The following is a 25219-nucleotide window of genomic DNA, read 5'->3' as shown; positions in this document are numbered from 1 at the left end:
CAGCGATGAGTGATGAGCAGAGCGACACGGGGACCGGGTGGCCGCAGCCTGCTGGACCGGCACGGCCGGGTGGGCCGGCGGGTGAGCCGGATCCCCGTCCGGACGCACCGGATCCGGACGAGCTGAGCCCGTTGGCCCCGCAGGAGCCGGTCCGGCCGGACGAGGAGCCCGCGGTGGAGCGGGTCGATGACGGCGCGACGGTGGACCTGAGCGCGGTGTCGCGGTCGGAGGAGCCGGTGTCGCGGTCGGAGGAGCCGGTGGCGGCTTCGGACGGGTTGGGTGAGCCGGCCGGGGAGTCGGTGGCGGCGCGGCCGGTGGCGGCGGGTCGGTTCCGGTGGAGTACGGCCGGTGTGATGATCGTGGCGTTGTTGGTGTTGCTGGGTTTCACGTTGGTCGTGCAGTTGAAGACGACGTCGACGGATCCGACGTTGGGGGCGACGCGTCAGGAGGACCTGGTGCGGATTCTGTCGGATCTGGACGCGCGGGAGAGTCGGCTTCAGCAGGATATTCGTGCCCTGGAGGACAGTCAGCGGCAGTTGCGCTCGGGTGAGCAGGGTCGTCAGGCGGCGTTGGACGAGGCGACGCGGCGGGCGAACGAGTTGGGCATTCTGGCGGGTACGTTGCCGGCGGTCGGGCCGGGGTTGACGGTGCAGTTCGATGCGGATGTCAAGCCGATCACGGCGACCCGGGTGTTGGACGCGGTGCAGGAGTTGCGGGGTGCGGGCGCGGAGGCGATGCAGATCGCCGGCGGTGACCGTGCGACGGTGCGGATCATCGCGTCGACGTACTTCCTCGATGGGGACAACGGGTCGTTGATAGTGGAGGGGCGTCGGTTGACGGGGCCGTACACGATCACGGTGATCGGTGATCCGGCGACGATGCGTACGGCGTTGAACATTCCTGGTGGGGTGGTGGCGTCGGTCCGGGGTGTCGGCGGTAACGTGACGTTTGGGGAGCGTGAGGTTGCCGAGGTTTCGGCGCTGCACGCGCCGATCAAGTTGGAACACGCCCGTCCGGTCTCCTGACCGGCGCGGCCGCGCCGGGCCCGGGTGGTCCGGGGCACCGATGGATGAAGGACGCGTCTGGTGATTCCTGAGGATCTGCGATACACCGCCGAGCATGAGTGGGTGGCGGGTGACGGCACGGGTTCGATCCGGGTCGGTATTACGCACTTCGCGCAGGACGCGCTGGGTGACATCGTGTACGTGCAGTTGCCCGAGGCGGGCGCGGTGGTGGCGGCCGGTGATTCGTTGGGCGAGATCGAGTCGACCAAGAGTGTGTCGGAGATCTACGCGCCGGTCGCCGGTACGGTGGTGGCGCCCAACGAGGCGTTGGGTGACACACCGGAGTTGATCAACACTGATCCGTACGGTGCGGGTTGGTTGGTGGAGATCACGCCGAACGATCCGACGGCGACGGATGGGTTGCTGACGGCGGCGGCTTATCAGAAGATCACCGAAGGCTGAGTGTGCGTGATCCGGTGCGTGGGTTGTGTGCGCGCGTCCGGTTGCCCTGCATTTCGGCGCTGGCTAGGCTCGCCCAGTCGACCGAGAACCCAAATAGTTGAGCGTTGTGGAATTGCCTTCCCGGGCACGGGGAGCCAGCCGCCGGGTGTTCACGTGCCCGGCGGCCAGACCCGCCATTACCCGACGCCGACCGAACAGATCCGTGAGGTGGTCCCATGACGCGGCCAGACGACGAGTTCCCCCCGCTCGACGTCACTTCGACGCTCAATCTCGGTTCGCTCGACGAAGTGCTGGAAGGGCCGGACACCGATGTGGTGCCGAGCCGGATGTCCGGCTCGTTGCCGCCGGGTATGGCGCTGCTGGTGGTTCGTCGAGGTCCGAATGCGGGTGCCCGGTTCCTGTTGGACCACGATGTGACGACCAGTGGCCGGCATCCGGACAGTGACATCTTCCTCGATGACGTGACGGTGTCGCGTCGGCACGCGGAGTTCCACCGTGATGGTGGGACGTTCACGGTGCGGGACGTGGGTAGCCTGAATGGTACGTACGTGAATCGTGAGCGGGTTGAGGCGGCCACGTTGAGCAATGGTGACGAGGTTCAGATCGGTAAGTTCCGGGTGGTGTTCATCGCCGGTCCGCGCCCGGAGGAGGAGGCCGGCCGGGGGTGAACGAGCCTGCGGCCTCCATGTCACCCGGGGCGGCTCGGTCTGAGCCGCTGATGAGCATCGGTGAGGTGCTTGGGCAGTTGCGGGTGGATTTCCCGGACACCACGATTTCGAAGCTGCGGTTTCTTGAGGCCGAGGGTTTGGTCGAGCCGCAGCGGACGGCGGCGGGTTACCGGAAGTACAGCTGGGACGATGTGGCGCGGTTGCGGTTCGTGTTGACCGCGCAGCGGGACAAGTACCTGCCGTTGCGGGTGATCCGTGAGCAGTTGGCCCAGTGGGATTCGTCTGGTGAGCAGCCGGGGCGGTCGCGGCCGGCGTTGGTGGCGGTTGGTCCTGATGGTGCGGTGCCGGGTCGTGAGTCGGTGGAGCCGGCCGAGTCGTCGCAGGTGCGGCTCGGCCGGGCGGAGCTGGTGGCCCGGAGTGGGATCGACGAGTCGACGCTTGGGGAGTTGGAGCGGCTCGGTGTGCTGGTGTCGGATCCGCCGGGGTGGTATGACGGGGATGCGTTGATCATCGCTTCGGCGGTGGCGGGGTTGGCGTCGTACGGGTTGGAGCCGCGGCATCTGCGGGGTTACCGGACGGCGGCGGATCGCGAGGTTGGTTTGTTCGCTCAGTTGGTGGCGCCGTTGGCGCGGCAGAGCGATCCGGCGGCGCGGGCTCGGGCGGCGGAGACGGCGCGTGAGTTGGTCGCGTTGTCGGAGCAGTTGCACGCGGCGTTGGTGCGGGTGGGTTTGCGGTCGACGTTGGGTCGGTGAGGGGTCCCGGTGGGTGGTGGCTGAGCGGAAAGATCTCTTCCGGGAAGCGTGCCGTAGGCTTGCCGGGGTAACCCCTTTCCGGCGCGGGCGTGGTGCGGTAGCGCACGGGACGACCGTGTCGCGGTCCGTGTACCGTGCAGGGAAGGGCGCGGTGCGGCGTAGGTGACAACGACACGGAGGCGGCGGTGCGCGAGCTGAGCGTGGTCGGAGTTCGGGTGGAGCTGCCTAGCAACCAGCCGATCGTCCTGCTCAGGGAGGTCGAGGGTGACCGCTATCTGCCGATCTGGATCGGCGCGGTCGAGGCCACGGCTATCGCTTATGAGCAGCAGGGGGTCAAGCCGGCCCGACCGTTGACGCATGATCTTCTGCGGGATGTGTTGGCGGCGTTGAAGGCGCCCTTGCAGGCGGTGGAGATCACCGAGCTCAAGGAGAACGTGTTCTACGCGGATCTGTTGATCGGTGATGGGGTGCGGGTGTCGGCGCGTCCGAGCGATTCGATCGCGTTGGCGTTGCGGGTCGGTGCGCCGATTCGTTGTGCTGAGCAGGTCCTCAGCGAGGCGGGGATCGTCATTCCTGATGAGCAGGAGGACGAGGTGGAGAAGTTCCGGGAGTTCCTGGAGCAGGTGCGTCCGGAGGACTTCGCGGGCTGAGGCGGGCCGTGTGCTCGCTCCCGGGTGGGTGGTCCCCGGTGCGGTTGGTGATCTTTCTCGGTGGCGGCGCGGCGTGTCGTGTCGGTTCCTCCGTGGTAACCCCTGAGGGTGGCGATAGGGTTGCCGTGTCGAGGGGTGCGCGTCGAAGGAAACGACGCGTCGCCACACTGACGGGGGAGGTTGTCCGGATGCACGAGCCGCAGGATCCCGATCCAGGCACGGATTTCGACGAGTCGGGTGCCTCGTCGCCAGGTGTGGCGGCTGAGGGTGACGGTTCGGTCGGCTACCGGGGTGTGACGGCCTGCCACGCGGTGGGCATCAGTTACCGGCAGTTGGATTACTGGGCGCGGACGGCGCTGGTGGTGCCGAGTGTGCGAGACGCCTCTGGTTCGGGTACGCAGCGGTTGTATTCGTTCCGAGATCTGGTGGTGTTGAAGGTCGTGAAGCGGTTGTTGGATGCGGGGGTGTCCCTGCAGAACATCCGTAAGGCGATTGAGGCGCTGCGGTCGCGTGGTGTGGAGGACCTGGCCGGGATCACGTTGATCTCCGATGGGACGACGGTGTACGAGTGTCGGTCTCCGGAGGAGGTGGTCGACCTGTTGCAGGGTGGCCAGGGTGTCTTCGGGATCGCGATCGGTGGGGCGTTCAAGGAGATCCAGGGGTCGTTGTCGCATCTGCCGGCGGAGCCGGCGACGAGCGCCCCGGTGGAGCCTGCGGTGGCGTCGGGTTCGGATCCCGTGGGTGACGAGTTGGCGGCGCGGCGGGCGCGGCGGCGGGCTGGCTGAGCGCGCTTTTTTTCGGTTGGTTTTTTCGCGACCGTCGGTGACGGCTGGTGGTGCCGGTGGGTGTGTTCTCTCCACTGTGGACACCCTGGGTGGTGTTGTCGTTGCCGACTGTGGAGATACCCGCCGGTAGCGGTGACGCTGCGTTTCAGGCAATTGTCGGGAACGCAATAGGGGGGCAATGACCCCAGACGATTGACACGCTATGGTCCGTCACGGTTATCGACCCTTCCCCCCGGAGGAACGACCGTGACGGTTACCGAAGAGGCTGCCCCCCAGTCGCACTACGACCGTATTGGCGGTGCCAGCTCGGTCAAGGCGGCTGTGGAGCTGTTCTACGACAAGGTGTTGGCCGACCCGACGTCGGCGAGCTATTTCGCGAACGTGGACATGGTGGGTCAGCGGCGGCACCTGACGTTGATGTTGACCACTGTGCTGGGTGGTCCGGACGAGTACACCGGTCGTGGGTTGGCCGAGGCGCACCAGCCGTTGGGCATCCCGGTGGAGCACTACGTGAAGGTGGGCGGGTACCTCCTGGCGACGCTGGCCGAGTTGGATGTGCCGGCGGACACCCTGGCCCACGTGCAGGTGGTGCTGGGCCAGGTGCAGGACCAGGTGGTGGCCTCTGGAGACCGGTCGGGCGCCTGAGCGTGGACGCTGCCCAACTCAAGCAGAGCTGGTCGGTGGTCGCCGAGCACGGCGATCAGGTGCCGCTCTATTTCTATTCGACGTTGTTCCTCGCGCATCCTGAGACGCGGCAGATGTTCCCCACGAACATGGCCGGTCAGCGGGACCGCCTGGTGACCGCGTTGGGCCACATCGTGTCCAACGTGGATCAGGTGGACCGGTTGGTGGGTTTCCTGCAGGACCTGGGTGCCGACCACCGCAAGTTCGCGGTCCGCGCGGAGCACTACCCGGCTGTCGGTGAGGCGCTGTTGGCGACGTTGCAGCATTTCCTCGCCGAGCAGTGGACCGACGAGTTGGCTGCGGACTGGGCTGCCGCGTACGGGTTGGTGGCGCAGGTGATGGTGGAGGCCGCTCAGGCCGCCGAGGCGGTGAACCCGCCGTGGTGGGTGGCGGAGATCGTGGCGCATGAGCGGCGGGCGTTCGACGTGGCGGTGTTGACGGTGCGTCCGCAGTATCTGCTGCCGTTCACTCCGGGTCAGTCGATCGGGGTGTCGCATCCGTCGGTGCGTTCGTGGCGGTACTACTCGCCGGCGAACGCGCCGCGGGTGGATGGCACCCTGGAGTTGCATGTGCGGGCGGCGCCGGGTGGCGCGGTGTCGTCGCGGCTGGTCTACGGGTCGGCGGTGGGGGATCGGGTCCACCTGGCGGCGCCGGTCGGGGAGCGGCTGGGCTTGTGGTCGGCGGGCTCCAGTGATCTGTTGCTGCTGGTCGCGGGGACCGGTTGGGCGCCGGTGAAGGCGCTTGTGGAGCAGGTGGCGGCGGAGGGTTCGCGTCGGCGGGTGGACCTGTACGTGGGGGCCCGTTCCCGCAGTGAGCTGTACGACAGTGAGGCGATCGACAAGTTGGCGTCGTCGTGTCCGTGGTTGACGGTCACCTATGTGGTGGGTGCCGACGTGAGCCGGCCCGGGGAGTTCGCGCACGCGGTGGATCGGGCGTTGGCCGACGGTGACTGGCGTTCCCGGCACGTGTTCGTGTGTGGGTCGGACGAGATGGTGTCGTACGCGGTGCGGGCGTTGCTGCAGGCGGGTTTCCACCCGGGTCAGGTGCACCACGAGGGCCTGGGTGAGCAGTGGTACGGCCCGGCGTGGCGTACGGCGGTGCAGCAGTCGCCGGTCGGTGACGTTTCGGGAGGTGGGCACAGGTGAGCGCGACCCCGATCAGCCGGTACGACGGGATGCAGGTGTCCGGCGCGGTGCAGGTGCGGATGACCGCCGATCGGGTGCGGCGGTGGCAGTTCGGGGCGGCGTCGTTCGCGCGGCGTGGTTACGACAACGCCGACGTGGACCGGTTCCGGATGCAGATCGCCGACGAGTTGGACGTGTTGGCGACGCAGATCGCGACGTTGCGGGCGGAGAACGAGCGGCTGACCGACCGGGTGGAGCTGCACCGGCACGGGGTGATCCCGAGCACGGGGGCGGCGGGGAAGGCCCCGGCGGCGCGGGAGGTGAATCTGCTGTCCGCGGCGCAGCGGGAGGCGGAGCAGATCATCGCGCAGGCGCACGACTATGCGCGGCGGGTCGCCGAGTACGCCCGGGTGCAGTATGAGAGTTACCTGCACGCGGCGGAGGCGGAGGCGAAGCAGGAGGCGGAGCGGGCGGTGGCGGAGTATCGCAGCGCGGCGGGGTCGAGCTTCGACGACACGGTGGCCACCCGGGAGGCGTTGCGGATCTTCGGGGAGATGATGGTGTCGCACATGCAGGCGGCGGCGCGGCATCTCGATGATGGCAGTGAGCAGTTGGCGCGGACGATGGATCGGATCGCGGCGGAGACGCCGGGGGCGCCGTTCGTCGGCGGTGTGGTGGGTCAGTCGGCGTTGCCGCGTCACCACCAGCGGTGAGCGCACCGGGTGGGGTGCGACCCCACCCGGTGCTCAGCTGAGGCGTTGTGCGAGGTGGAAGGTGACCTCGGTGCCGGCATCGCTTTTGCCGATGGCCTTGCACAGGGCGGCGCGGATGGGCAGCCAGTGCGGGCCGGCGCCGGAGGGCATGAGGGTGGCGCTGAACGGGTGGCCGTCGATGGTGCCGGTGACCTTGACGGCGCGGCGGGTGCCGAGCAGCTGCGCGGAGTCGGGAACGGTCACGTAGGTGGCGAACGCGCCGTCTTTCTCGATGGGCGCGGTGAAGTGGTGATCGAGTGGTTGCGGGTCCATTGCTGTCCTCCGGGGGGCGGGCGTTCAGGTGGTGGCGGCGCGGTTGGCGTCGGCGATCGGGGTGGGTCCGCTGACGAGTTCCAGGGTCGCACCGGCGGTGGCTGGTGCGTCGAGCAGGGCGACGAGGACGTGGGCGACGTCGGCGCGGCTGATCGCGCCCCGCCCGGTGTGTGGGGTGAGGGTGACCCGTGCGGTGGGATGGTCGTCGGTGAGCCGGCCGGGTCGCAGCACCGTCCAGGCCAGGTCGCGGCCCCGCAGGTCGTCCTCGGCGGCGCGTTTGGCGCGCAGGTACGCCGCCCACACGTCGTCGGTGTCGGGTGTGGGTGGGTCGTCCACGCCCATGGAGGAGACGAGCAGGTAGCGGCGGACACCGGCGCGGGTGGCGGCGTCGGCGAGGAGCGCGGCGGCGGCCCGGTCGACGGTGTCCTTGCGGGCGGCGCCGCTGCCGGGTCCGGCGCCCGCGGCGAAGATCACCGCGTCGGCGGTGTGCAGGTGCGCGGCGACCTCGGTGACGTCGGCGTGTTCCAGGTCGCAGACGACGGGGGTGGCGCCAGCGGCGCGCAGCGTCGCGGCCTGCTGGGGGTTGCGGATCAGGCCGACGGCGGTGTCGCCGCGCCCGGTGAGGTGACGCTGGACCAGGAGGGCGATCCTGCCGTTGCCTCCGGCGATGACGACGCGCATGGGTCCAACGTACCGGCGGTGGTGGTGGCGGAACCGGGAGCCGACGGGGTGGTGTCCTGGCCGGCGGAGGTTGACCTTGACCTTTGGGTAACCCTGAGTGTGGTGCGTGCCGGTCACGGTGACCGGTACGAGGAGGATGCCGTCGTGGAGTTGTTGACCATCGGGGCGTTCGCGCGGGCGGCGAGGCTGACACCGAAGGCGCTGCGCCTGTACGACCAGGTGGGGCTGCTGGTGCCGGCCGCGGTCGATCCCGAGTCCGGGTACCGGCTCTACGACCCGGAGCAGGTGCCGTTGGCGCGCCTGATCGCGCAGTTGCGCGGCATCGGGATGCCGTTGGCGCAGATCCACGCCGTGTCTGGTTTGGCGCCGGCGGCGGCGGCTGAGGCGGTCGCCGCGTACTGGCAGCAGGTCAGCGCCGACACGGCGGCGCGGGCGCGGCTGGCCGCCGTCCTCGTGGACCATCTGTCTGAAGGGGGCACCACCATGTCTGAGGCGACACCCACCTTTGCTGTCCGTCATGCCGCTGGTTGTGTGGCCGGGGCCGCGCGCGACAGCAACGAGGACGCCGCGTACGCCGGCGGGCGGTTGCTGGCCGTCGCCGACGGGATGCGAGGACCGGGCGGCGCCGCCGCCAGCGCTGCCGCCATCGACGCGCTGCGACCGTTGGCGCTGGCTGACGTCGCGGCGGACGATCTGCTGACGGGGCTCGCTGGTGCGGTCACCGACGCCGAGCGCACGGTGCGCGCGTTGGCGACCGACGAGTACCAGCCGGTCACCACGCTGACCGCGGTGCTGTTCGGTGGCTCCCACCTGGCCGTGGTGCACGTGGGGGACACCCGGGCGTATCTCCTGCGCGGCGGTGAGTTGTCGCTGCTCACCCAGGATCACACCTGGGTGCGGGCTCAGGTGGAGCAGGGCCACCTGGACCGGGAGCAGGCCGCCGCGCATCCGCAGCGGGCCGTGCTGGTGCGTGCCCTCGGTGGCGGCCAGCAGGTCGAGGCGGATCTCGCGTTGCGTACCGCGCTGCCCGGTGATCGTTACCTGTTGTGCTCCGACGGTCTGTCCGCCGTCGTCGATCGTGCCGACCTGTGCGCGACGCTGAGCGCGGCGACCGGTCCCGGGCAGACGGTGCGGGCACTGATCGGTCTGGCTGAGGCCGCGGGGGCGCCGGACAACGTCGCCTGCGTCGTCGCCGACGTCGTCGCCGGGTAGGACCGCGACCGCCGCCCTCGGTCGGCGTCAGCGCCGCACCTCCGACCAGTGGCGCCCGCGGGTGGTCGGGGGTTCGGCGTCGGCGGGTGGGGTGAGGCAGCATGGAGGGGTGACGGAGAGCTTCGAGGCGGTGCGCGCGCTGGTGGCCGCTGGTGGGGTGGTGGTGCTCAGCGGCGCGGGCCTGTCCACCGAGTCGGGCATCCCGGATTACCGGGGGCCCAGCGGGGTGGCGCGGCGGCACACCCCGATGACGTTTCAGGCGTTCACCCGGGATCCTCTGGCTCGGCGGCGCTACTGGGCGCGCAGCCACCTGGGGTGGCGGTTGATCGCGGGTGCGGCGCCGAACGCCGGGCACCGGGCCGTCGCCGGGTTGCAACGGGCCGGGCTGGTCGACACGGTGGTCACCCAGAACGTCGACGGTCTGCACGGTGCGGCCGGCAGCACGTCGGTGATCGAGTTGCATGGTCGCCTCGACGAGGTGATCTGCCTGGACTGCGGCAACCTGACCTCCCGGGAGGAGTTGGACCGGCGGTTGCGCGAGGCCAACCCGGACTTCGTGGCCCAGGTCGCCGCGGTGAACCCGGACGGTGACGTTGATCTCCCCGACGAGCAGGTGGCGGCGTTCCGGACGGTGGACTGCGCGATCTGCGGCACCGGGATGCTGAAACCGGACGTGGTGTTCTTCGGGGAGACGGTGCCGCCGCAGCGGGTGGCGCGCTGCTTCGCGGCCGTGGAGCGGGCCCGGTCGGTGCTGGTGCTGGGGTCGTCGTTGACGGTGATGTCCGGGCGACGTTTCGTGATTCGGGCGGCGAAACGGGGCATCCCGGTGGCGATCGTGAACCAGGGTCCGACCCGGGGTGACGGGCACGCCAGCGTGTGTGTCGACGCCCCGTTGGGCGCGTTGCTGCCGGAGCTGGCCGCCCGGGTCGCCGGCGACGCGGCGACGGTCGGCATCTGAGCACTGCCGGGGAGACATCTGCCGGAAACACCGGCGCTGGTAGCGTTGTCCGTGCCGGTAACACCCACGTGGGAGAGACCGCCCGACAGCACGCAGGGCGGCGCCGAAGGGGCAAATCCTCCCCGGAACCTCTCAGGCAAAAGGACCTCGTGGGCAGGCACTGTGGAGCGCCCCCGGGTGCGACAGAGGGGGAGGCCGACACGTCGACCTCGCCCCGGGAGTGCCCCCCTATGACCGTAGAGCAGTTCGCCACCCGTCACATCGGTCCCGGCCCCGACGATGAGCGTCGGATGTTGGAGGTCGTCGGGCACCACTCGATCGACGAGCTGATGGACGCCGCGATCCCCGAGGTGATCCGCTGGCACGGCACCCTGGACCTGCCCGATCCGGCCACCGAGGCCGAGGCGATCGCCGAGCTGCGGGCCCTCGCGGCCCGTAACACCGTCGCCGTGTCCATGATCGGGTTGGGGTACCACGGCACGCACACCCCGGCGGTGATCCGCCGTAACGTGCTGGAGGACCCGGCCTGGTACACGGCGTACACGCCGTACCAGCCGGAGATCAGTCAGGGCCGCCTGGAGGCGCTGCTGAACTTCCAGACCATGGTCAGCGACCTGACCGGTCTGGCCACCGCGAACGCGTCGATGCTCGACGAGGGCACCGCCGCCGCGGAGGCGATGACGCTGGCGCGGCGAGCCTCCAAGAGCAAGAGCCGGGTGTACGTCGTGGACGCCGACGCGTTGCCGCAGACCATCGCGGTCATCACCAGCCGGGCCGAGCCGCTGGGCATCGAGGTGCGGGTCGTCGACGTGGAGCGCGACGAGGTGCCGGCGGAGTTCTTCGGTCTGCACCTGCAGTACCCGGGGGCGTCCGGGGCGGTCCGTGACCACCGCGGCCTCGTCGAGGCCGCGCACGCTGTCGGCGCGCTCGTCACGGTGGCGGCGGACCTGTTGGCGTTGACGCTGCTGCGGGCACCGGGGGAGATCGGCGCGGACATCGCCGCCGGCACCACCCAGCGTTTCGGCGTACCGATGGGCTTCGGGGGGCCGCACGCCGGCTACCTGGCGGTGCGCGCGGGCCTGGAGCGGATGCTGCCCGGGCGCCTGGTCGGGGTGTCCCGCGACGCAGACGGCAACCCGGCGTACCGGTTGGCGTTGCAGACCCGTGAGCAGCACATCCGGCGGGAGAAGGCGACGAGCAACATCTGCACCGCGCAGGTGCTGCTCGCGGTGATGGCCGGCATGTACGCCGTCTACCACGGCCCGGACGGGCTGCGCGACATCGCGACGCGTACCCATGCCATGGCGGCGCGGCTCGCGGCCGGGCTGCGCGCCGGTGGTGTGGACGTCGCGGACGTCGCGTTCTTCGACACCGTCACCGCGACCGTGCCGGGCTGCGCGGCGCGGGTCGTCGCGGCGGCCGCGCAACGTGGGGTGAACCTGCGGCTGGTCGACGCCGACCGGGTGGGGGTGTCCTGCGACGAGACGACCATCGACGCGCACCTGGCGCAGGTGTGGGAGGCGTTCGGGGTGCCCGCGTTCGACGGCGACGGGGACGGGGCCCTGCCGGTCGACCTGGCGCGCGGCAGCGACTTCCTCACCCACCCGGTGTTCCGCAGCCACCACTCGGAGACGGCGATGCTGCGCTACCTGCGGCGCCTGTCGGACTTCGACTACGCCCTGGACCGGGGCATGATCCCGCTCGGGTCGTGCACGATGAAGCTGAACGCCACCACCGAGATGGAGCCGGTCAGCTGGGCCGAGTTCGCGAACATCCACCCGTTCGCGCCGGACGCGCAGACCGTCGGGTACCGGGAGATGATCGGCCAGTTGGAGTCGTGGCTGGCCGAGGTGACCGGCTACGACGCGGTGAGCGTGCAACCCAACGCCGGGTCGCAGGGTGAGCTGGCCGGGTTGCTGGCGATCCGCTCATACCACGCGTCGCGCGGTGAGTCGCACCGCGACGTGTGTCTGATCCCGTCGTCGGCGCACGGCACGAACGCGGCGTCGGCGGTGATGGCCGGCATGCGGGTCGTCGTGGTGGCCTGCGACGACGACGGCAACGTCGACCTCGTCGACCTGGACGCGAAGATCGACAAGCATCGGGACGCGCTCGCCGCGATCATGGTGACGTACCCGTCGACGCACGGGGTGTACGAGACGGGCATCGCGTCGCTGTGCGCGAAGGTCCACGACGCCGGCGGTCAGGTGTACGTCGACGGGGCGAACCTCAACGCCCTGGTCGGGTTCGCGAAGCCCGGTAAGTTCGGCGCGGACGTGTCGCACCTGAACCTGCACAAGACGTTCTGCATCCCGCACGGCGGCGGCGGCCCCGGTGTGGGTCCGGTGGCGGTGCGCGCGCACCTGGCGCCGTTCCTGCCCGGCGACCCGCTGGGCGCGCACGAGGACTCCACGCCGGCGATCTCGGCGGCGAAGTACGGGTCGGCGGGCATCCTGCCGATCCCGTGGGCGTACCTGCGGATGATGGGCGCGCAGGGGCTGACCCGGGCCACCGGCGTCGCGGTCCTCGCGGCGAACTACGTCGCGGCCCGTCTGCGGGGGCACTTCCCGGTGCTGTACGCCGGCAACAAGGGCCTGGTGGCCCACGAGTGCATCCTCGACCTGCGGCCGTTGACGAAGGCGACCGGCGTGAGCGTCGACGACGTCGCGAAGCGGCTGGTCGACTACGGCTTCCACGCGCCCACCATGTCGTTCCCGGTGGCGGGGACGCTGATGGTGGAGCCGACCGAGAGCGAGGACCTGGCCGAGCTGGACCGGTTCTGCGACGCGATGATCGCGATCCGGGCGGAGATCGAGCAGGTCGCGTCGGGGCAGTGGCCGGCGGGGGACAACCCCCTGGCCAACGCGCCGCACACCGCGGCGATGGTCAGCGGCGACGACTGGGCGCACGCGTACCCGCGGTCGGTGGGCGCGTACCCGGCCGGGGTGGACCGGGCCGGGAAGTACTGGCCGCCGGTGCGGCGCATCGACGGCGCGTACGGCGACCGGAACCTGGTCTGCTCGTGCCCGTCGCCGGAGGCGTTCGAGGACTGACAACGCCGGAGGCGTTCGAGGACTGACGGCGGCGCGCCGGGGCGGGCGGTTACGGCCTGCCCCGGCAGCCGCTGCGACCTGGGCGGAGACGTCCCGTACCGGGGGACTAGCCTGGCCGACGGCGGCTAAACGGTAACTCTCGGTGGTCGATCAGGCCACGAGGGCGTGGCGGGCAGGACCGCGGTGCGGTGCGATGCTGCTGCCGTCGGGAAGCAACTCGCCGGTGTCCTCGAAGACGATCACACCATTGCAGAGCAGGCTCCAGCCCTGCTCACGGAAGCAGGCGAGGACCCGTGCGGCTTCCCGGTCGGTGGCTTCAGCGGAGGGGCAGGTCGGTTGGTGCTGGCACATCAGGGTCTCCGGACTGTGGGGGCACTGTGTCATGGTTCACATGACCAGTGACGCACAGTACCAAGCGAAAGTGTCCAGCATCGAGCAGGTGCCGGCCCGGCGCACACGAAATCCACTGAACGGATGAGGAAGGTCGGACCATACGGCGTGGAAACGCTCCCACAGGTTGGTGCCGCGGGCAGCGGCTCAGCCACGTTGGCCGCGGGCAGCGGCTCAGCCACATTGGCCGCGGGCAGCGGCCCGGCTGCACTGGTCGATGCACCCGCGGCACCCACCGCCTGCCGCCACACGCTCACCGAACGCGCCCGCCTGCAATGGCACCGCCGCGACGGCGGCGACCCCGCCGCCCTCGCCGAGGAATTCCTCGCCGCACACGGCCTGCCCCTGCACGACCTGACCCGACCCACCCCCACCCACCACACCAGCGCCTGCGGCGCCGCGCTCTACCTGTCCGCCGCGGCCGGCGCACACCTGGCCGGCACACCCACCACCGCCCCCGAGCCCGCACCCACCCTGCCCGACCTCACCGTCGTCGTCTACGAGCACGGCCCCACCCGAACCACCCCACCAACCGCACCCACCCCCTGGTGGCTCGGCCCATGGACCGACAGCTGGACCCCCCACCAACACGCCGACGCCGTCGACGCGGTCCGCGCCGCCATCGGCCGCGGCGACGTCTACCAGACCAACCTCGTCGGACACGCCGCCGCCCGCTACACCGGCGACCCCCTACCCGCCCTGAAACGCCTCGGCGCGCTCCCCGGCGCCCGCTACGGCGGCGTCCTCACCGGCGACGGCTGGGCCATCGGCTGCGCCTCCCCGGAAACCCTCATCGAGGTCACCGACGGACACCTGATCACCCGACCCATCAAAGGCACCCGCCCGGCCACCCCCGCCGGCCGCGCCGAACTGCTCGCCAGCGCCAAAGAACGCGCCGAACACATCATGATCGTCGACCTGGAACGCAACGACCTCGCCCGCATCGCCCGCACCGGCACCGTCACCGTCGACGACCTGTTCGCCGTACGCCGCTGGTGCGACCTGTGGCAGGCCGAGTCGACAGTGCGCGCCACCGCCGCCGACGGCCTCGGCCTCGCCGACCTGCTGCGCGCCACCTGCCCCGGCGGCTCCGTCACCGGCGCACCCAAACACGCCGCCCTCACCCAGATCAACGCCCTCGAACCCGTCGGCCGCGGCGCCAGCATGGGCGCACTGGGCTGGGTCGCCCCCGGCCGCATCGACCTCGGCCTGACCATCCGCACCGCCGCCGCCGACACCGAACTGCTGCACACCTGGGCCGGCGGCGGCATCACCTGGGACAGCGACCCGCACGCCGAGGTCGCCGAAGCCGCCGCGAAAACCGCCCCGATCCGCGCCACCCTGGCCGGCCACCGAACCCACCCGGACCGGCGATAAACTGCCCCCCATGACCATGCGGCCCATCCGGATCATCGGCGACCCCGTCCTGCGCACCGGATGCGAACCGGTCACCACCTTCGACGCCGAGCTGCGGGCCCTCGTCACCGACCTGATGGACACCCTCCTCGGCGCCCCCGGCCGCGCCGGCGTCGCCGCACCACAGATCGGCGTCAGCGCCCAGGTGTTCGTCTACGACGCCGACGGGCACCGCGGCCACCTCATCAACCCCACCCTGGAACTCTCCGACGACCTCCAGGACGACGACGAAGGCTGCCTGTCCATCCCCGGCCTGTACTTCCCGACCGTACGGGCCCTGCACGCCACCGCCCACGGCGTCGACCAACACGGCGAACCACTCACCATTGCCGGCAGCGGATTCCTCGCCCGCGCCCTGCAACACGAAACCGACCACCTGCGCGGCACCCTCTACGTCGACACCCTGCGCGGCGACACCCGCCGCCGCGCCCTGCGCGAGATCCGCGCCGGCCGCTTCGACTCACCCAGCCGCCGCGGCTGAAACGGTCACCGCCCAGCCGTCCGAGCCGTCAACGTCCACTCGTCGTAGTCCGCGACCCGGGCGAAACCCACCCGCTCGTACAGGCGCACCGCCGCCACATTGTCGGCCTTCACGTTGAGCGTGACGTGCGCGACGCTGTCCCGCAGACGCGCACACAGCGCCGCCACCACCGACGCGCCCAACCCCCGCCCCCGCCACCGCGGATGCGTCGTGACGTTACCCAACGCCGCCACCCGGTACGTCGGCGAGAACACGTGCACCCCGGCCACCGCCACCAGCGCCCCGCCGTCATAGATCCCCAGGTACTGCCCGGTCCGCAGCATCCGCTCGTCAAACCAGTTGCCGGGATACGCCAGCGCGTACAACTCCCGCACCTGCGGCAGGTCAGCCGCGCCGAGCACCACACCCGCCGCGACCACCGCGTCCAACCGCGCCTCGTCGGTCAACGCCATCCGGTAATGCCGGCCACCGGACTCCCACCGGAACGACCCGGCCAGCGCACCGACCAGCCCGGGGGACAGGTGCGCGTACAGCCGGGCCGGCAGCACCGGCGCCAACTCCGCCAGCAACACCGCAAGCGCCTCCACGTCCCCCGGCGCGGCGAACGCCAACAACGTCGGCACATCGACGCCGTGATACAGCAACGCGACCTGCTCACCCCGACGGAACCACGACATGTACGGCCAGAAAAAATCGTCCAGATCACCCAACTGGTAGGCGTGCAACACCGGGTCACGCCCCAACAACCGCGCCAACACCGCACGGTCGTGCTCGGCCCGCACCACCATCAGCGCGCCACCCACTGGTCGTGACCCAGCTTCGCGACCAACGCCACCACCACCACCACCAACACCACCCGCACGAACCCCGAACCACGACGCAACGCCATCCGCGCCCCCACCACCGCCCCGGCGATGTTGCACACCGCCATCGCCGCCCCCAGCAACCACCACACGTGCCCGGTCACCCCGAACACCAGCAACGCACCCAGATTCGTCCCCGCGTTGACGACCTTCGCCATCGCCGAACCGTGCACGAAATCCGCGCCGACGAGCGCGGTGAACGCCAACACCAGGAACGTCCCCGTACCCGGACCGATCAACCCGTCATACAACGCGATACCCACCCCGGCCACCGCGATCACCGCCACCACCCGCACCGGAGTCCGCCGCTGCGGCAACGCCACCACCCCCAACCGGGGACGCACCAGCACGAACACCGCCACCGCCACCAGCACGACCAACACCACCGGCCGGTACGCCGACGCCGGCACCGCCCCGGCCAACGCCGCGCCCACGCCCGCACTCACCACCGCCAGCCCCGCCGCCGGCGCCACCACCCGCCAGTCCACCTCGGTCCGCCGCGCGTACGTCGCCGCCGCCGTGGCCGTACCGAAGATCGCAGCCAACTTGTTCGTGCCCAACGCAGTGGCCAACGGCAACCCCGGCGCGGCGACCAGCAACGCCGGCAGCAGCAACAACCCACCACCACCGACCACGGCGTCGACCCACCCGGCCATCGCAGCGGCGGCCAGCAGAGTAGTCAGCGATACGGCGTCCACGGGCGGCAATTCTCCCCACCACACCCGCCCCGAACGCCACCCGAGTGGCAAGCCTCACCCGGTCAGCGACCCCGGGCACGCCGCAACCACACCCCCAACGCGCCAACCGCCACGAACACCAGCACAGAACACACCAACAACTTCAGCACCCGGCAACCATGCCACGGCCACGTATGGTGCAGAGGTGCGCCTGGCCACCTTCAACCTGCTGCACGGACGATCCCTGACCGACGGGCTCGTCAACTCCGACCGCCTCACCGCCGCCATCGGCGCCCTCGACGCCGACGTGCTCGCCCTCCAGGAGGTCGACCGCGACCAACACCGCAGCGGCAAACTCGACCTCACCACCATCGCCGCCCACGCCCTCGACGCACCGCAGCACCGCTTCGCCGCCGCCGTCGTCGGCACCCCCGGCGAACACTTCCGACCCCTGCGCCACGAGGACGACGGACACGGCGAACCCTGCTACGGCATCGGCCTGATCAGCCGCCACCCCGTCCGCAGCTGGCACATCACCCGCCTCAAACCCGCCCCCGTACGCTCCCCGGTCTACGTGCCCGGCCCCCGCGGCGGCCTAATCCTCCTCCACGACGAACCCCGCGTCGTGCTCGCCGCCGTCCTGGACACCCCCCACGGCCCCCTCACCGTCGCCGCGACTCACCTGTCCTTCGTACCCGGCTGGAACGCCCGCCAACTGCGCCAGACCGTGCGCGCCCTGCGCGCCCTACCCGGCCCCCGCGTCCTGCTCGGCGACCTCAACCTGCCCGCCGGCGCGGCCCGGCTCATCTCCGGCTGGCACCCCCTGGGCCGCCGCCCCACCTACCCCTCCGGGCAACCCCGCGTCCAACTCGACCACGTCCTCGCCGACCGGCACGCCCTCGACCAACTCCCACCGGTACGCGCCGTCACCACACCGGAGTCCACCATCTCCGACCACCGACCCCTGCTCGTCGACCTCGGCTGAACCCGCCAGCCACCCGCCCGACAGTGCGTAGGTTGGAAACCACCGCCGCCACGGAGCTGACCATGAGCGACACGCCCGACACCATCGTGCTCATCCACGGGTTCTGGGTCACCCCCCGCAGCTGGGAACACTGGGTCACCCACTACCAGGACAAGGGCCTACGGGTCCTCACGCCCACCTACCCCGGGTTGGAAGCCGAGGTCGAGGCGATCAACGCCGACCCGAGCCCCCTGGAGACACTCACCGCGCCGCAGATCATCGCCCACCTGTGCGCGGTGCTCGACGCACTGCCCACGCCACCGATCATCATCGGCCACTCCGCCGGCGGAGCGTTCACCCAGGTGCTCCTCGACCGCGGCTACGGCGCCTCGGCGGTCGTGCTCAACTCCGCACCCACCGAAGGCGTCACGGTGACCCCCCTCTCGCAGCTGCGCTCCACCTTCCCGGTGCTCCGCAACCCCGCCAACCGGCACCGCGCCGTCGGCTTCACCTTCGACCAGTGGAACTACGCGTTCACCAACACCTTCGACGAGCGCACCGCCCGGGCCCTCTACGAGCGCTACGCCATCCCCGCCGCCGGCGGCATCCTCTGGGACGGCGTCCTGGCAAACCTGCTGCCCGGCCCCCAGGACATCGCCGTCGACTACCACAACCAGCGGCGCGCCCCACTGCTGTTCATCTCCGGCTCCGAAGACCACATCATGCCGCCCAGCGTGCAACACGCCAACGCCGCGCACTACCAGGGCGACACCATCACCGAGGTCGAACTCTTCGAGGGATACGCCCACCTGCTGCCCGCGCAGCACGGCTGGGAGCAGATCGCCGACCACGCCCTCGACTGGGCGCTACGACACGCCCGCTGACCGGCGCGCTCAACCCCGGTCCACCGCCACCAACGACGCCAACACCCGATTGGTGCGGTTGGCCCGCACCGCGTCACGCTGCTGCCCGGCCGTCACCTCGATGTACGTCTGCGACGACGCCAACGACGCGTGCCCCAACAACCGCATGATCTCCGCGGCGCTCGCCCCGTCCTCCGCCAGCCGGGTCGCGAACGTGTGCCGCAACGCGTGCAACCGCGCCCCCCGCGGCACCCGGTCCCCGATACCCGCCCGCCGATAACACGACTCCACCAGATACTGCAGCCCCCCACGACGCAGCGGCTCACCGTGACGATCCACCAGCAACGCCGAGTCGGGGCGCACCGACCGCCCCCCGAAACGCCGCCGCCGACTGTCCAGGTAGTCGGCCACCACCCGGTCCAGATCGGCCTCGATCGGCACCACCCGCGGCCGCCCACCCTTGCCCGCCACCTCGATACGCCGCTCGCCCGGCCGACCCGCCAGCGACCCGACCCGCAGCGCCAGCAACTCCGACAGGCGCAGCCCGGCGCACAACGCCACGGCCAGCACCGCCACGTCGCGCTCCGGCCACGGGTCGCGCTGCCGACCGTCGTCGCGGGCGACCGACGCGAGCAGCACCTCGGGGGTGTCCGTGCCCCGCAGCGGCTTGGGCTGGGGGAGTAGCGCCCGAGGCCGCCCGACCGCCGGCATCGGGTTGCCCGCCAGCAGCCCCTCGGCCACCAGGAACGTGAAGAAACTGTTCCAGGTGGACCAGGCGCGGTGCACCGACGCGGCCGCCCGGGGAGCGGCGAACCGCGCGAAGGCCGCCCGCATCACCCGGGGGGAGAGGTCGGTGATCGACAGGTCGGTCAGGGGGAGGGGAGTGGCAGCGTCCCCGGCGATCAGCTCGCCCACCGTGTGCAGGTCACGCCGGTAGGCCGCCAGGGTGTGGGGGGAGGGCTTGCGGGTGGCTCGGGCGGTCAGGAACTCCTCGATCAGCACCCCGAGCGATTCGTCCTTTTTGTCATGCATAAGGGATATTATGCATGATTTTCGTGTTACCGAGAAGAGGGGAGGAGGGGGAGCGATGCCCGGGGGCGTCACCGCTGCGAACCGAACTCGACCGGATCACGCGGCTGCGGAGCTACCAGCGGCTGGTGTTCATGATCAGCCCGCTGGGCCTCATCCGACACACACCCGCACGCCAGATCAGCTACGCCGAATCGCTGGCCTTCGCGCGCGTGCACAGACAGGTGTACGAAGAGTACGGACACCATCCGGTGGACGTGCCGGCCGGACCGCTGTGGAAGCGGGTCGCGGTGATCGAGAGGCACGTATCGTGGCCGACGTGACGTCGCCAGGCGCGAACTGCCCCACCTGCGGTCAGCCCCGCCTGCCGATCACCTACACCGAGCGCGACGACCACACCGAGCGGGCCTGCCCGCAGCGGCACGAGTGGCGGGCCGACGGGGATCCAGCAGCGGTGCCGGGCGCCGTCTCCGACGGTCACGACGGTCGCGGCCCGGCGACAAGCGTGGACTCCGTGCGCAGCAGCGACGGGCGGACCTGGCGGATCGGCACGGCCAGCGACGTCGGCTGGATCGCCGGCCACACCACACCAGGGCTCGCGGTCACCGCGGCGATCCCGCCGGTCTTCGACGCGTACGCCACGTTCCATCCGCCCGACGGCGTCAGCCTGCAGACCCACGAACACGCCGTGGTCCGTGCACTGGCCGCGGCCACCCCGGACCAGCCCTGGTGGCTGGGCTACCTCGACACCGGCGCCCACGACATCGTCTTCCCGTACGCGGCGAAGGTCTCCCTCTATGGAGGCTGGTCCTACGTGCTTGTCGAAGCCGGACCCGAGCAGGCGCTCACCTGGCGGACCGGTCACCTGCGCGGTGACGGAGCGCTGCCCGACCTCTTCTTTCCGACGGATCGCTCCTGGCTCGTCTCCGCCCTCTGGGACGACACCTGGACCGACGTCGGTGCCAGCGCGCCCGTGCTCGCGGGCCTGCGCCGCAGTCCGCTGGTCAACGCGCGCCTCGTCCGACCCGATGAGGACGCCTGCCCGCCGGGTCGGACCCGCGACTAGAGACGGCGCAGCGGACACGGTTCCACCTCGTAGCGGTGTCTTCGAGGGGCAGTCGTGGTGCGGCATCTCGCTACCATGACCGGGTGGCCGCTACCTCTCGCCGGAAGCTGGTGTGGGCCGGATTTCTCCTCCTCATCCTGACCTACGTCGTGTCGCTGGTCACCACGAGTCTCGGCGCGGTATGGGCAGCCTGGTGGTCGGGCGAGTCCACCATGGACATGCGGCTGTGGTGGTGGCCGATGCTGCGCTGGAGTCGCGTGGGCAAGGGCGTCCAGCTCGTGGCTGGACTCGTCGTGATACTCGACCTGATCGATCTGGAGCGGCTGGGGCGATCTGCGGCCCAACTCGACCGCAGAGGACGCGATCTCGATCGCCGGGCACCACTAGAAAGGCACCGCGCCAAGATGTTCGGCGTTCGTGAAGAGCTCGCCAGGTGCATCGTGGACCAGAGATACCTGGCGGCTCGAGGAGGCAAGACTCTCGACACCTCGTCGCTACGAGCCACGCCCAGCGTCACCGTTTCCGAGGAGACGGCGGACCTGCTCGGCACAGTCGACGTTGCCGAACTTCTGCGCAGGGTGCATGCCGAAGCCGCCACGGGAGGTTGGCGCGGCGCGCACCTCCAGTGGCACGTCCGCAATCGCATCGACAGCTTCCTTGGCGAGCATCTCGGTCCAGGTGAGCGGCGATGGTCGGGCGAGGTTGCCCACCAGTTTCAGGCGCGCAGCACCACTTTCGGACTCATCGGGTTGGTGGCAGCGATGGCTGTCAACGCAGCCGTGATCACGGCCCTGCTCGCCACGACGCTCAGTGGATGGATATCCGTACCCATCATGCTCGTCGTCTTGCTCGTGAGCGTCCCCCTCGGCGTATCGCCGATGGGCGATTGGCGTCTCAGCGGGTCCCTGCTGGCGGCCTGGCGCTCCGGCTGCGCCCGGATCTTGCGTCGCTGTGCCACGGTGATCGGCATTGCCCGGCCGGGACACGCGTTCCGTTGGGCGGCGCTGTTCCTCTTCCTCGCGGGTATGCACTTCGACCTGTTGGCCTCCTGATGCCCAGGGTGGCTAGCCGAGCACCCCAGGGGACCCTCAACCTGGTCCACTTTACATAATGTGCATTATCGAATGAGCTGGCGACGCAGCCACTCCTGGGCGTGCGATCGCAGTACCGAGGGCTGCTCGTACGGCAGGTAGTGTCCGGCGTCGTCGACCACGGTGTAGGTGCCACGCGGGTAGTTGCGCATGGCGTGGAACTGGTCGGCGTAGCCGACGACACGGTCCTGGCGGCCGGCGAGCACGGTGACCGGGCCGTCGAAGACGACCTCCGCGGTCTCGTCGGGCAGCGCGTAGTCGGGACCGGACTGCAGTTTCTGCAGGAACGTTTCGTCGCCGGGGCCGCCGGAGTCCAGTGCCGCGATCACTGTCGCGACGACGGTCGGGGTGCGCTGGCCCAGGGCTGAGTCCAGGTGCTCGCGCAGGGCGGCGGGTGCGGCGTCGAGCCAGCCCGTGGGCGCGTCGAGCGGTGGCAAGTCAGGCAGGGTCCGCGTGTCGCGGGCGATGGTGACACCGGGACAGACGAGGAGCAGGCCGCGAACGAGGTCGGGTCGTTGCCGGGCGATGCCGGCGGCCAGGTACGCGCCGTAGGAGGCGCCGGCCAGCAGGACCGGTGCCTCGACGTGGTCGTCGAGCCATGCGCACACGCTGTCCAGCACCGCCTGGGATGTGGGTGCGCAGGTCGCGGGGGTGTCTCCGTGGCCGGGCAGGTCGAGGTAGGTCTCCCGCAGGTCGGCGCCCGCGAGGGCGGGGCCGAAGGCAGTGGCCATGGCGGCGCGGGTCATGCTGAACATGGGCAGGCACACCACGTCCGGGCCGGTGCCCGGTGATCGGTCGTACGCCAGGTTCATGGCAGCAGTCCTCGCGTGAGGTGGTGGGCAGGAGACGCGGCCCCAGCCTACAAACGGGTGTGCGTGGGCGTGGTGCGGTCTCTACAGTGGTGCGCTCTGGGCCGGCGCGTGTGCGCACGTGACCGGTGGAATCGCGTGTTACCACGGGGGAACGCCTTGATGAGTAGGTCTGTCCGTGTCGTGCTGGGTCTGGTCGCGGCCGCTGGTCTTGTGGTGGGTTGCCAGCCTGCCACGAAGGAGAGCGCGGCGCCCGCCACTGGCTCGGCGGTGAGCGCGGTGCCCTCGGTGAGTGTGGTGCCGAGCCCGAGCGTCGACGTCGCGGCGAACAGCACGCAGGTCTGCGCCACGACTCTCGCGGTGGTCAAGAAGCACTACGTGGCGATGGCCGACGATGCGATCGCCGCCATCGACAAGCCGGTCAGTGCCAAGGAGGCGGGCGCGAAGGTCCGTGGTCACTACACGGCGCTTCTGGCGGATCTGCGGAAGGCGGCGCCGAGCGCTGCCGACCCGCAGGTGCGCGCCGCGTTGGAGACGCTGGCCAGCGGGGTTGAGAGGCACCTCGCCGGCCCGAAGGGCACCCAGGTCGAGGCACCGGATCTTGACCCGTTGTTAACGGCGTTGGACACCGTCTGCGGTCGCTGACCATCGTGGGCGCCGGGCCGGGTTGGCCGGCGCCCACGAACAGCGCGAGACGGGGTACGGCTCGACGTTGCGGCACCTGCGGTATAGGTGCCTGGCTCCCCCGCTCCGGTGACGTCGGGGTTTTCGCCCGGTAGCGCTGGGTGTGGTGGGGTGGGCGTAGGGTCTCCCGCCCTTATGATGATCGAAGTCATTCGATCAGGTCCGGCTGGGCGCGTTACCCGCGTCACACCTGGGCTGCAAACCGTCGTCTGGGCTGTAACCCTTCTTCAAGGTAAGCGCCGTCGCTGTCGCCGACCTCACGTGCGCCGTTCGCGGGGGAATTCCGGGAGCGGGTCGCGCGGTTCTCCGTTCGGAAGATCAGGATCACATGATCGAATGGAAGTGCCATGCACATGCGCTCAGATGCGGTAGTGCTGTTCGGTGTCACTGGCGACCTCGTCTCGAAGAAGCTGTTCCCGGCGCTGTACGAGTTGACTCGGCGCGATCGCCTTGACGTTCCGGTGATCGGGGTGGCCCGCTCCCCCTGGGATGATGAGCAGCTCGTCACGATGGCCCGCAAGTCGGTAGCCGAGGCCAACGACGAGGTGGACGACGAGACCTTCGACCGGCTGGCGCACCACCTTTCGATGATCTCCGGCGACTACGCGGACCCGGCCACGTACCAGCGGCTGGCCGAGCGTCTGCGGGGCGCGCAGCGGCCGGTCTTCTATCTGGCGATTCCGCCGGCGGTGTTCGGTTCGGTGGTCGAGGGTCTCGCGGCGGCTGGTCTGGCCGATCGGGGTCGGGTCATCGTGGAGAAGCCGTTCGGGCGTGATCTGGAGTCGTCGCGTGAGCTGGATCGCACGCTGCGGGGGGCCTTCGACCAGGAGCGGGTGTTCCGCATCGATCACTACCTCGGCAAGGAGGCCGTCGAGGGGTTGTACGCCTTCCGGTTCGCGAACCGGTTGTTCGAGCCGCTGTGGAACAACCAGCACATCGACAACATCCAGGTCACTCTGGCTGAGGGTTTCGGCACGCAGGGCCGCGCTGGCTTCTATGACACGGTGGGCGCGACTCGGGACGTGTTGCAGAACCACATCCTGCAGGTCGTCGCGTTGATCGCGATGGAGGCGCCCGACGGTGACGACGCCGCCGCGTTCCGGGAGGCGGAGGTGCGGGTGCTGCGGCAGATCACGCCGTTGTCGCCGGAGTCCACGGTGCGGGGGCAGTATGCGGGTTATCGGGACGAGCGGGGTGTGGCGGCGGAGTCGAACACGGAGACGTTCGTGGCCACGCGGTTGACTGTCGACTCGCCCCGCTGGGCGGGTGTGCCCTTCTATCTGCGGACCGGTAAGTCCCTGCCGGGGACGGCGACGGAGGTTGTGGTCGAGTTCAAGCAGCCGCAGCGGTCGTTGATTCCGGCCGAGCGGGGCACGGTGACTGTCGCGAACCTGCTGCGGTTCCGGTTGGGTCGTGGTGACGGCATCACGATGTCGATCCAGGCGAAGAGCCCGGGTGCGGAGGTGGCGAGTCGTCCGGTGGATCTGTCTGTCGACTTCGGTGCGGCGCTCGGTCGTCGTCAGGAGGCGTACGAGCGGTTGCTCGACGACGCGATGAACGGGCGGCACCTGCGTTTCGCGCGGGCGGAGACGATCGAGCAGGAGTGGCGCATCGTGGAGCCGATTCTGGATCTGCCGGCGGCGGTGCAGTCATACGACAGGGGCAGTTGGGGTCCGGCGGACGCCGACGCGTTGGCCGGTGGGTGGCATACCCCGGATCTGGGGTAGGGCGCGGTGCGGTTTCCGCTCCGTGGTGCTGATTGACCGCTCAGCTCAGCGTGGTGACCGTCCGGCGATGGTGAGGTTTGCCGCCTGCGTGTGGTGTGGGC

General features: G+C 70.3%; 28 protein-coding genes and 1 riboswitch. Of the genes, 21 read left to right on the top strand and 7 right to left on the bottom strand.

Translation table 11 applies throughout. The features are described 5' to 3' along the window. Positions 1–5: 5 nt before the first annotated feature. The 9 genes from ACFYPM_RS27975 (at position 6) to ACFYPM_RS27935 (ending at position 6842) form a co-directional block, all read left to right on the top strand. The gene (locus tag ACFYPM_RS27975) at positions 6–1025 is read left to right on the top strand and encodes a DUF881 domain-containing protein (RefSeq protein ID WP_387202990.1); all 1020 of its coding nucleotides are present in this window, start codon (positions 6–8) and stop codon (positions 1023–1025) included. A gap of 60 nt (positions 1026–1085) precedes the next feature. Next, positions 1086–1466, top strand: a complete 381-nt coding sequence (gene gcvH / locus ACFYPM_RS27970; protein WP_355031815.1) for a glycine cleavage system protein GcvH — start codon at positions 1086–1088, stop codon at positions 1464–1466. Positions 1467–1681: 215 nt separating this feature from the next. Then, on the top strand, positions 1682–2134 hold the full coding sequence (locus tag ACFYPM_RS27965; RefSeq protein WP_007071101.1) for an FHA domain-containing protein: 453 nt from the start codon (positions 1682–1684) through the stop codon (positions 2132–2134). 50 nt (positions 2135–2184) lie between these two features. Further along, entirely contained in the window at positions 2185–2886 is a 702-nt protein-coding gene (locus ACFYPM_RS27960) for a MerR family transcriptional regulator (protein ID WP_357376846.1), read from the top strand. Between the two features lie 185 nt (positions 2887–3071). After that, entirely contained in the window at positions 3072–3536 is a 465-nt protein-coding gene (locus ACFYPM_RS27955; protein WP_030327706.1) for a bifunctional nuclease family protein, read from the top strand. 188 nt (positions 3537–3724) lie between these two features. Further along, entirely contained in the window at positions 3725–4321 is a 597-nt protein-coding gene (locus ACFYPM_RS27950; protein WP_387202986.1) for a MerR family transcriptional regulator, read from the top strand. 246 nt (positions 4322–4567) lie between these two features. Then, positions 4568–4966, top strand: a complete 399-nt coding sequence (locus ACFYPM_RS27945; RefSeq protein WP_387202983.1) for a group 1 truncated hemoglobin — start codon at positions 4568–4570, stop codon at positions 4964–4966. A gap of 2 nt (positions 4967–4968) precedes the next feature. Beyond that, a complete protein-coding gene (locus ACFYPM_RS27940) occupies positions 4969–6150 on the top strand; it encodes a globin domain-containing protein (RefSeq protein ID WP_387202980.1) in 1182 nt (393 codons plus the stop codon). Next, entirely contained in the window at positions 6147–6842 is a 696-nt protein-coding gene (locus ACFYPM_RS27935; RefSeq protein ID WP_357249191.1) for a cell division protein DivIVA, read from the top strand. The genes ACFYPM_RS27940 and ACFYPM_RS27935 overlap by 4 nt, the downstream gene beginning before the upstream one ends. Positions 6843–6875: 33 nt before the next feature. Here the strand turns inward: ACFYPM_RS27935 and ACFYPM_RS27930 are convergent, their stop codons facing one another. Further along, entirely contained in the window at positions 6876–7154 is a 279-nt protein-coding gene (locus tag ACFYPM_RS27930) for a DUF1905 domain-containing protein (RefSeq protein ID WP_387202976.1), read from the bottom strand. Between the two features lie 24 nt (positions 7155–7178). Then, positions 7179–7835 (bottom strand): NAD(P)H-binding protein, encoded by a 657-nt coding sequence (locus tag ACFYPM_RS27925; protein WP_387202973.1) that lies wholly within the window; start codon positions 7833–7835, stop codon positions 7179–7181. Positions 7836–7979: 144 nt separating this feature from the next. On the opposite strand from ACFYPM_RS27925, the gene ACFYPM_RS27920 reads away from it, so the two are divergent. The 3 genes from ACFYPM_RS27920 to gcvP all read left to right on the top strand — a co-directional run bounded on the left by ACFYPM_RS27920 (position 7980) and on the right by gcvP (position 13058). Further along, the gene (locus tag ACFYPM_RS27920; protein ID WP_387203046.1) at positions 7980–9047 is read left to right on the top strand and encodes a MerR family transcriptional regulator; all 1068 of its coding nucleotides are present in this window, start codon (positions 7980–7982) and stop codon (positions 9045–9047) included. Between the two features lie 109 nt (positions 9048–9156). After that, positions 9157–10005, top strand: a complete 849-nt coding sequence (locus tag ACFYPM_RS27915; protein ID WP_387202970.1) for an NAD-dependent protein deacetylase — start codon at positions 9157–9159, stop codon at positions 10003–10005. Positions 10006–10064: 59 nt separating this feature from the next. Next, positions 10065–10163: riboswitch (glycine riboswitch) on the top strand. 72 nt (positions 10164–10235) lie between these two features. Further along, positions 10236–13058, top strand: coding sequence for an aminomethyl-transferring glycine dehydrogenase (gene gcvP, locus ACFYPM_RS27910; RefSeq protein WP_387202967.1), 2823 nt, complete (start codon positions 10236–10238; stop codon positions 13056–13058). 150 nt (positions 13059–13208) lie between these two features. On the opposite strand, the gene ACFYPM_RS27905 is transcribed toward gcvP, so the two are convergent. After that, positions 13209–13409 carry a DUF5999 family protein gene (locus tag ACFYPM_RS27905; protein WP_007460326.1) on the bottom strand — a complete coding sequence of 67 codons (201 nt, stop codon included), beginning with the start codon at positions 13407–13409 and terminating at the stop codon, positions 13209–13211. Between the two features lie 123 nt (positions 13410–13532). On the opposite strand from ACFYPM_RS27905, the gene ACFYPM_RS27900 reads away from it, so the two are divergent. Further along, positions 13533–14825 (top strand): chorismate-binding protein, encoded by a 1293-nt coding sequence (locus ACFYPM_RS27900; protein WP_387202964.1) that lies wholly within the window; start codon positions 13533–13535, stop codon positions 14823–14825. Between the two features lie 10 nt (positions 14826–14835). Next, positions 14836–15345, top strand: a complete 510-nt coding sequence (locus tag ACFYPM_RS27895) for a peptide deformylase (RefSeq protein WP_357572990.1) — start codon at positions 14836–14838, stop codon at positions 15343–15345. Between the two features lie 5 nt (positions 15346–15350). Here ACFYPM_RS27895 and ACFYPM_RS27890 read toward each other — a convergent pair whose 3' ends face one another. Next, entirely contained in the window at positions 15351–16148 is a 798-nt protein-coding gene (locus ACFYPM_RS27890; RefSeq protein ID WP_387202961.1) for a GNAT family N-acetyltransferase, read from the bottom strand. After that, positions 16133–16906: a sulfite exporter TauE/SafE family protein gene (locus tag ACFYPM_RS27885; protein WP_387202958.1), complete on the bottom strand. Its 774-nt coding sequence runs from the start codon at positions 16904–16906 to the stop codon at positions 16133–16135. Before ACFYPM_RS27885 ends, ACFYPM_RS27890 begins: the two co-directional genes overlap by 16 nt. A 184-nt stretch (positions 16907–17090) precedes the next feature. On the opposite strand from ACFYPM_RS27885, the gene ACFYPM_RS27880 reads away from it, so the two are divergent. Further along, entirely contained in the window at positions 17091–17870 is a 780-nt protein-coding gene (locus ACFYPM_RS27880; protein ID WP_387202955.1) for an endonuclease/exonuclease/phosphatase family protein, read from the top strand. A 62-nt stretch (positions 17871–17932) separates the two neighbouring features. Further along, positions 17933–18733, top strand: a complete 801-nt coding sequence (locus ACFYPM_RS27875; protein WP_387202952.1) for an alpha/beta hydrolase — start codon at positions 17933–17935, stop codon at positions 18731–18733. 9 nt (positions 18734–18742) lie between these two features. On the opposite strand, the gene ACFYPM_RS27870 is transcribed toward ACFYPM_RS27875, so the two are convergent. Further along, on the bottom strand, positions 18743–19744 hold the full coding sequence (locus tag ACFYPM_RS27870) for a tyrosine-type recombinase/integrase (protein ID WP_387202949.1): 1002 nt from the start codon (positions 19742–19744) through the stop codon (positions 18743–18745). Between the two features lie 14 nt (positions 19745–19758). Between ACFYPM_RS27870 and ACFYPM_RS27865 the strand changes: the two genes are divergently transcribed. From ACFYPM_RS27865 to ACFYPM_RS27855, 3 genes are all read left to right on the top strand, one after another. Next, positions 19759–20064, top strand: a complete 306-nt coding sequence (locus ACFYPM_RS27865; RefSeq protein ID WP_387202946.1) for an AAA family ATPase — start codon at positions 19759–19761, stop codon at positions 20062–20064. Then, the gene (locus ACFYPM_RS27860; protein ID WP_387202943.1) at positions 20061–20807 is read left to right on the top strand and encodes a hypothetical protein; all 747 of its coding nucleotides are present in this window, start codon (positions 20061–20063) and stop codon (positions 20805–20807) included. Before ACFYPM_RS27865 ends, ACFYPM_RS27860 begins: the two co-directional genes overlap by 4 nt. An 83-nt stretch (positions 20808–20890) precedes the next feature. Beyond that, the gene (locus ACFYPM_RS27855; RefSeq protein WP_387202940.1) at positions 20891–21859 is read left to right on the top strand and encodes a hypothetical protein; all 969 of its coding nucleotides are present in this window, start codon (positions 20891–20893) and stop codon (positions 21857–21859) included. Positions 21860–21924: 65 nt separating this feature from the next. On the opposite strand, the gene ACFYPM_RS27850 is transcribed toward ACFYPM_RS27855, so the two are convergent. Beyond that, positions 21925–22710, bottom strand: coding sequence for an alpha/beta fold hydrolase (locus tag ACFYPM_RS27850; protein ID WP_387202937.1), 786 nt, complete (start codon positions 22708–22710; stop codon positions 21925–21927). 159 nt (positions 22711–22869) lie between these two features. Between ACFYPM_RS27850 and ACFYPM_RS27845 the strand changes: the two genes are divergently transcribed. Both ACFYPM_RS27845 and zwf read left to right on the top strand, forming a co-directional pair. Next, a complete protein-coding gene (locus tag ACFYPM_RS27845) occupies positions 22870–23352 on the top strand; it encodes a hypothetical protein (RefSeq protein WP_387202933.1) in 483 nt (160 codons plus the stop codon). Positions 23353–23738: 386 nt separating this feature from the next. Continuing rightward, the gene (zwf, locus tag ACFYPM_RS27840) at positions 23739–25118 is read left to right on the top strand and encodes a glucose-6-phosphate dehydrogenase (RefSeq protein WP_387202930.1); all 1380 of its coding nucleotides are present in this window, start codon (positions 23739–23741) and stop codon (positions 25116–25118) included. Positions 25119–25219 lie beyond the last annotated feature (101 nt).

This window comes from Micromonospora sp. NPDC005203 (genome assembly GCF_042872705.1).
Lineage (GTDB): Bacteria > Actinomycetota > Actinomycetes > Mycobacteriales > Micromonosporaceae > Micromonospora.
The sequence above is the reverse complement of the archived record's forward strand: the minus strand, read 5'-3'. Positions and strand labels throughout refer to the sequence as shown.

What these genes read in the sequence shown, in the direction of transcription:
- ACFYPM_RS27960 (WP_357376846.1), top strand. Translation starts at nt 2,185, where the DNA reads ATGAGCATCGGTGAGGTGCTTGGGCAGTTGCGGGTGGATTTCCCGGAC.
- ACFYPM_RS27895 (WP_357572990.1), top strand. Translation starts at nt 14,836, where the DNA reads ATGACCATGCGGCCCATCCGGATCATCGGCGACCCCGTCCTGCGCACC.
- zwf (WP_387202930.1), top strand. Translation starts at nt 23,739, where the DNA reads ATGCACATGCGCTCAGATGCGGTAGTGCTGTTCGGTGTCACTGGCGAC.
- ACFYPM_RS27950 (WP_387202986.1), top strand. Translation starts at nt 3,725, where the DNA reads ATGCACGAGCCGCAGGATCCCGATCCAGGCACGGATTTCGACGAGTCG.
- ACFYPM_RS27925 (WP_387202973.1), bottom strand. Translation starts at nt 7,835, where the DNA reads ATGCGCGTCGTCATCGCCGGAGGCAACGGCAGGATCGCCCTCCTGGTC.
- ACFYPM_RS27875 (WP_387202952.1), top strand. Translation starts at nt 17,933, where the DNA reads ATGAGCGACACGCCCGACACCATCGTGCTCATCCACGGGTTCTGGGTC.
- ACFYPM_RS27965 (WP_007071101.1), top strand. Translation starts at nt 1,682, where the DNA reads ATGACGCGGCCAGACGACGAGTTCCCCCCGCTCGACGTCACTTCGACG.
- ACFYPM_RS27930 (WP_387202976.1), bottom strand. Translation starts at nt 7,154, where the DNA reads ATGGACCCGCAACCACTCGATCACCACTTCACCGCGCCCATCGAGAAA.
- ACFYPM_RS27905 (WP_007460326.1), bottom strand. Translation starts at nt 13,409, where the DNA reads ATGTGCCAGCACCAACCGACCTGCCCCTCCGCTGAAGCCACCGACCGG.
- ACFYPM_RS27845 (WP_387202933.1), top strand. Translation starts at nt 22,870, where the DNA reads ATGAGTAGGTCTGTCCGTGTCGTGCTGGGTCTGGTCGCGGCCGCTGGT.
- ACFYPM_RS27850 (WP_387202937.1), bottom strand. Translation starts at nt 22,710, where the DNA reads ATGAACCTGGCGTACGACCGATCACCGGGCACCGGCCCGGACGTGGTG.
- ACFYPM_RS27900 (WP_387202964.1), top strand. Translation starts at nt 13,533, where the DNA reads ATGAGGAAGGTCGGACCATACGGCGTGGAAACGCTCCCACAGGTTGGT.
- ACFYPM_RS27865 (WP_387202946.1), top strand. Translation starts at nt 19,759, where the DNA reads ATGATTTTCGTGTTACCGAGAAGAGGGGAGGAGGGGGAGCGATGCCCG.
- ACFYPM_RS27870 (WP_387202949.1), bottom strand. Translation starts at nt 19,744, where the DNA reads ATGCATGACAAAAAGGACGAATCGCTCGGGGTGCTGATCGAGGAGTTC.
- ACFYPM_RS27975 (WP_387202990.1), top strand. Translation starts at nt 6, where the DNA reads ATGAGTGATGAGCAGAGCGACACGGGGACCGGGTGGCCGCAGCCTGCT.
- gcvP (WP_387202967.1), top strand. Translation starts at nt 10,236, where the DNA reads ATGACCGTAGAGCAGTTCGCCACCCGTCACATCGGTCCCGGCCCCGAC.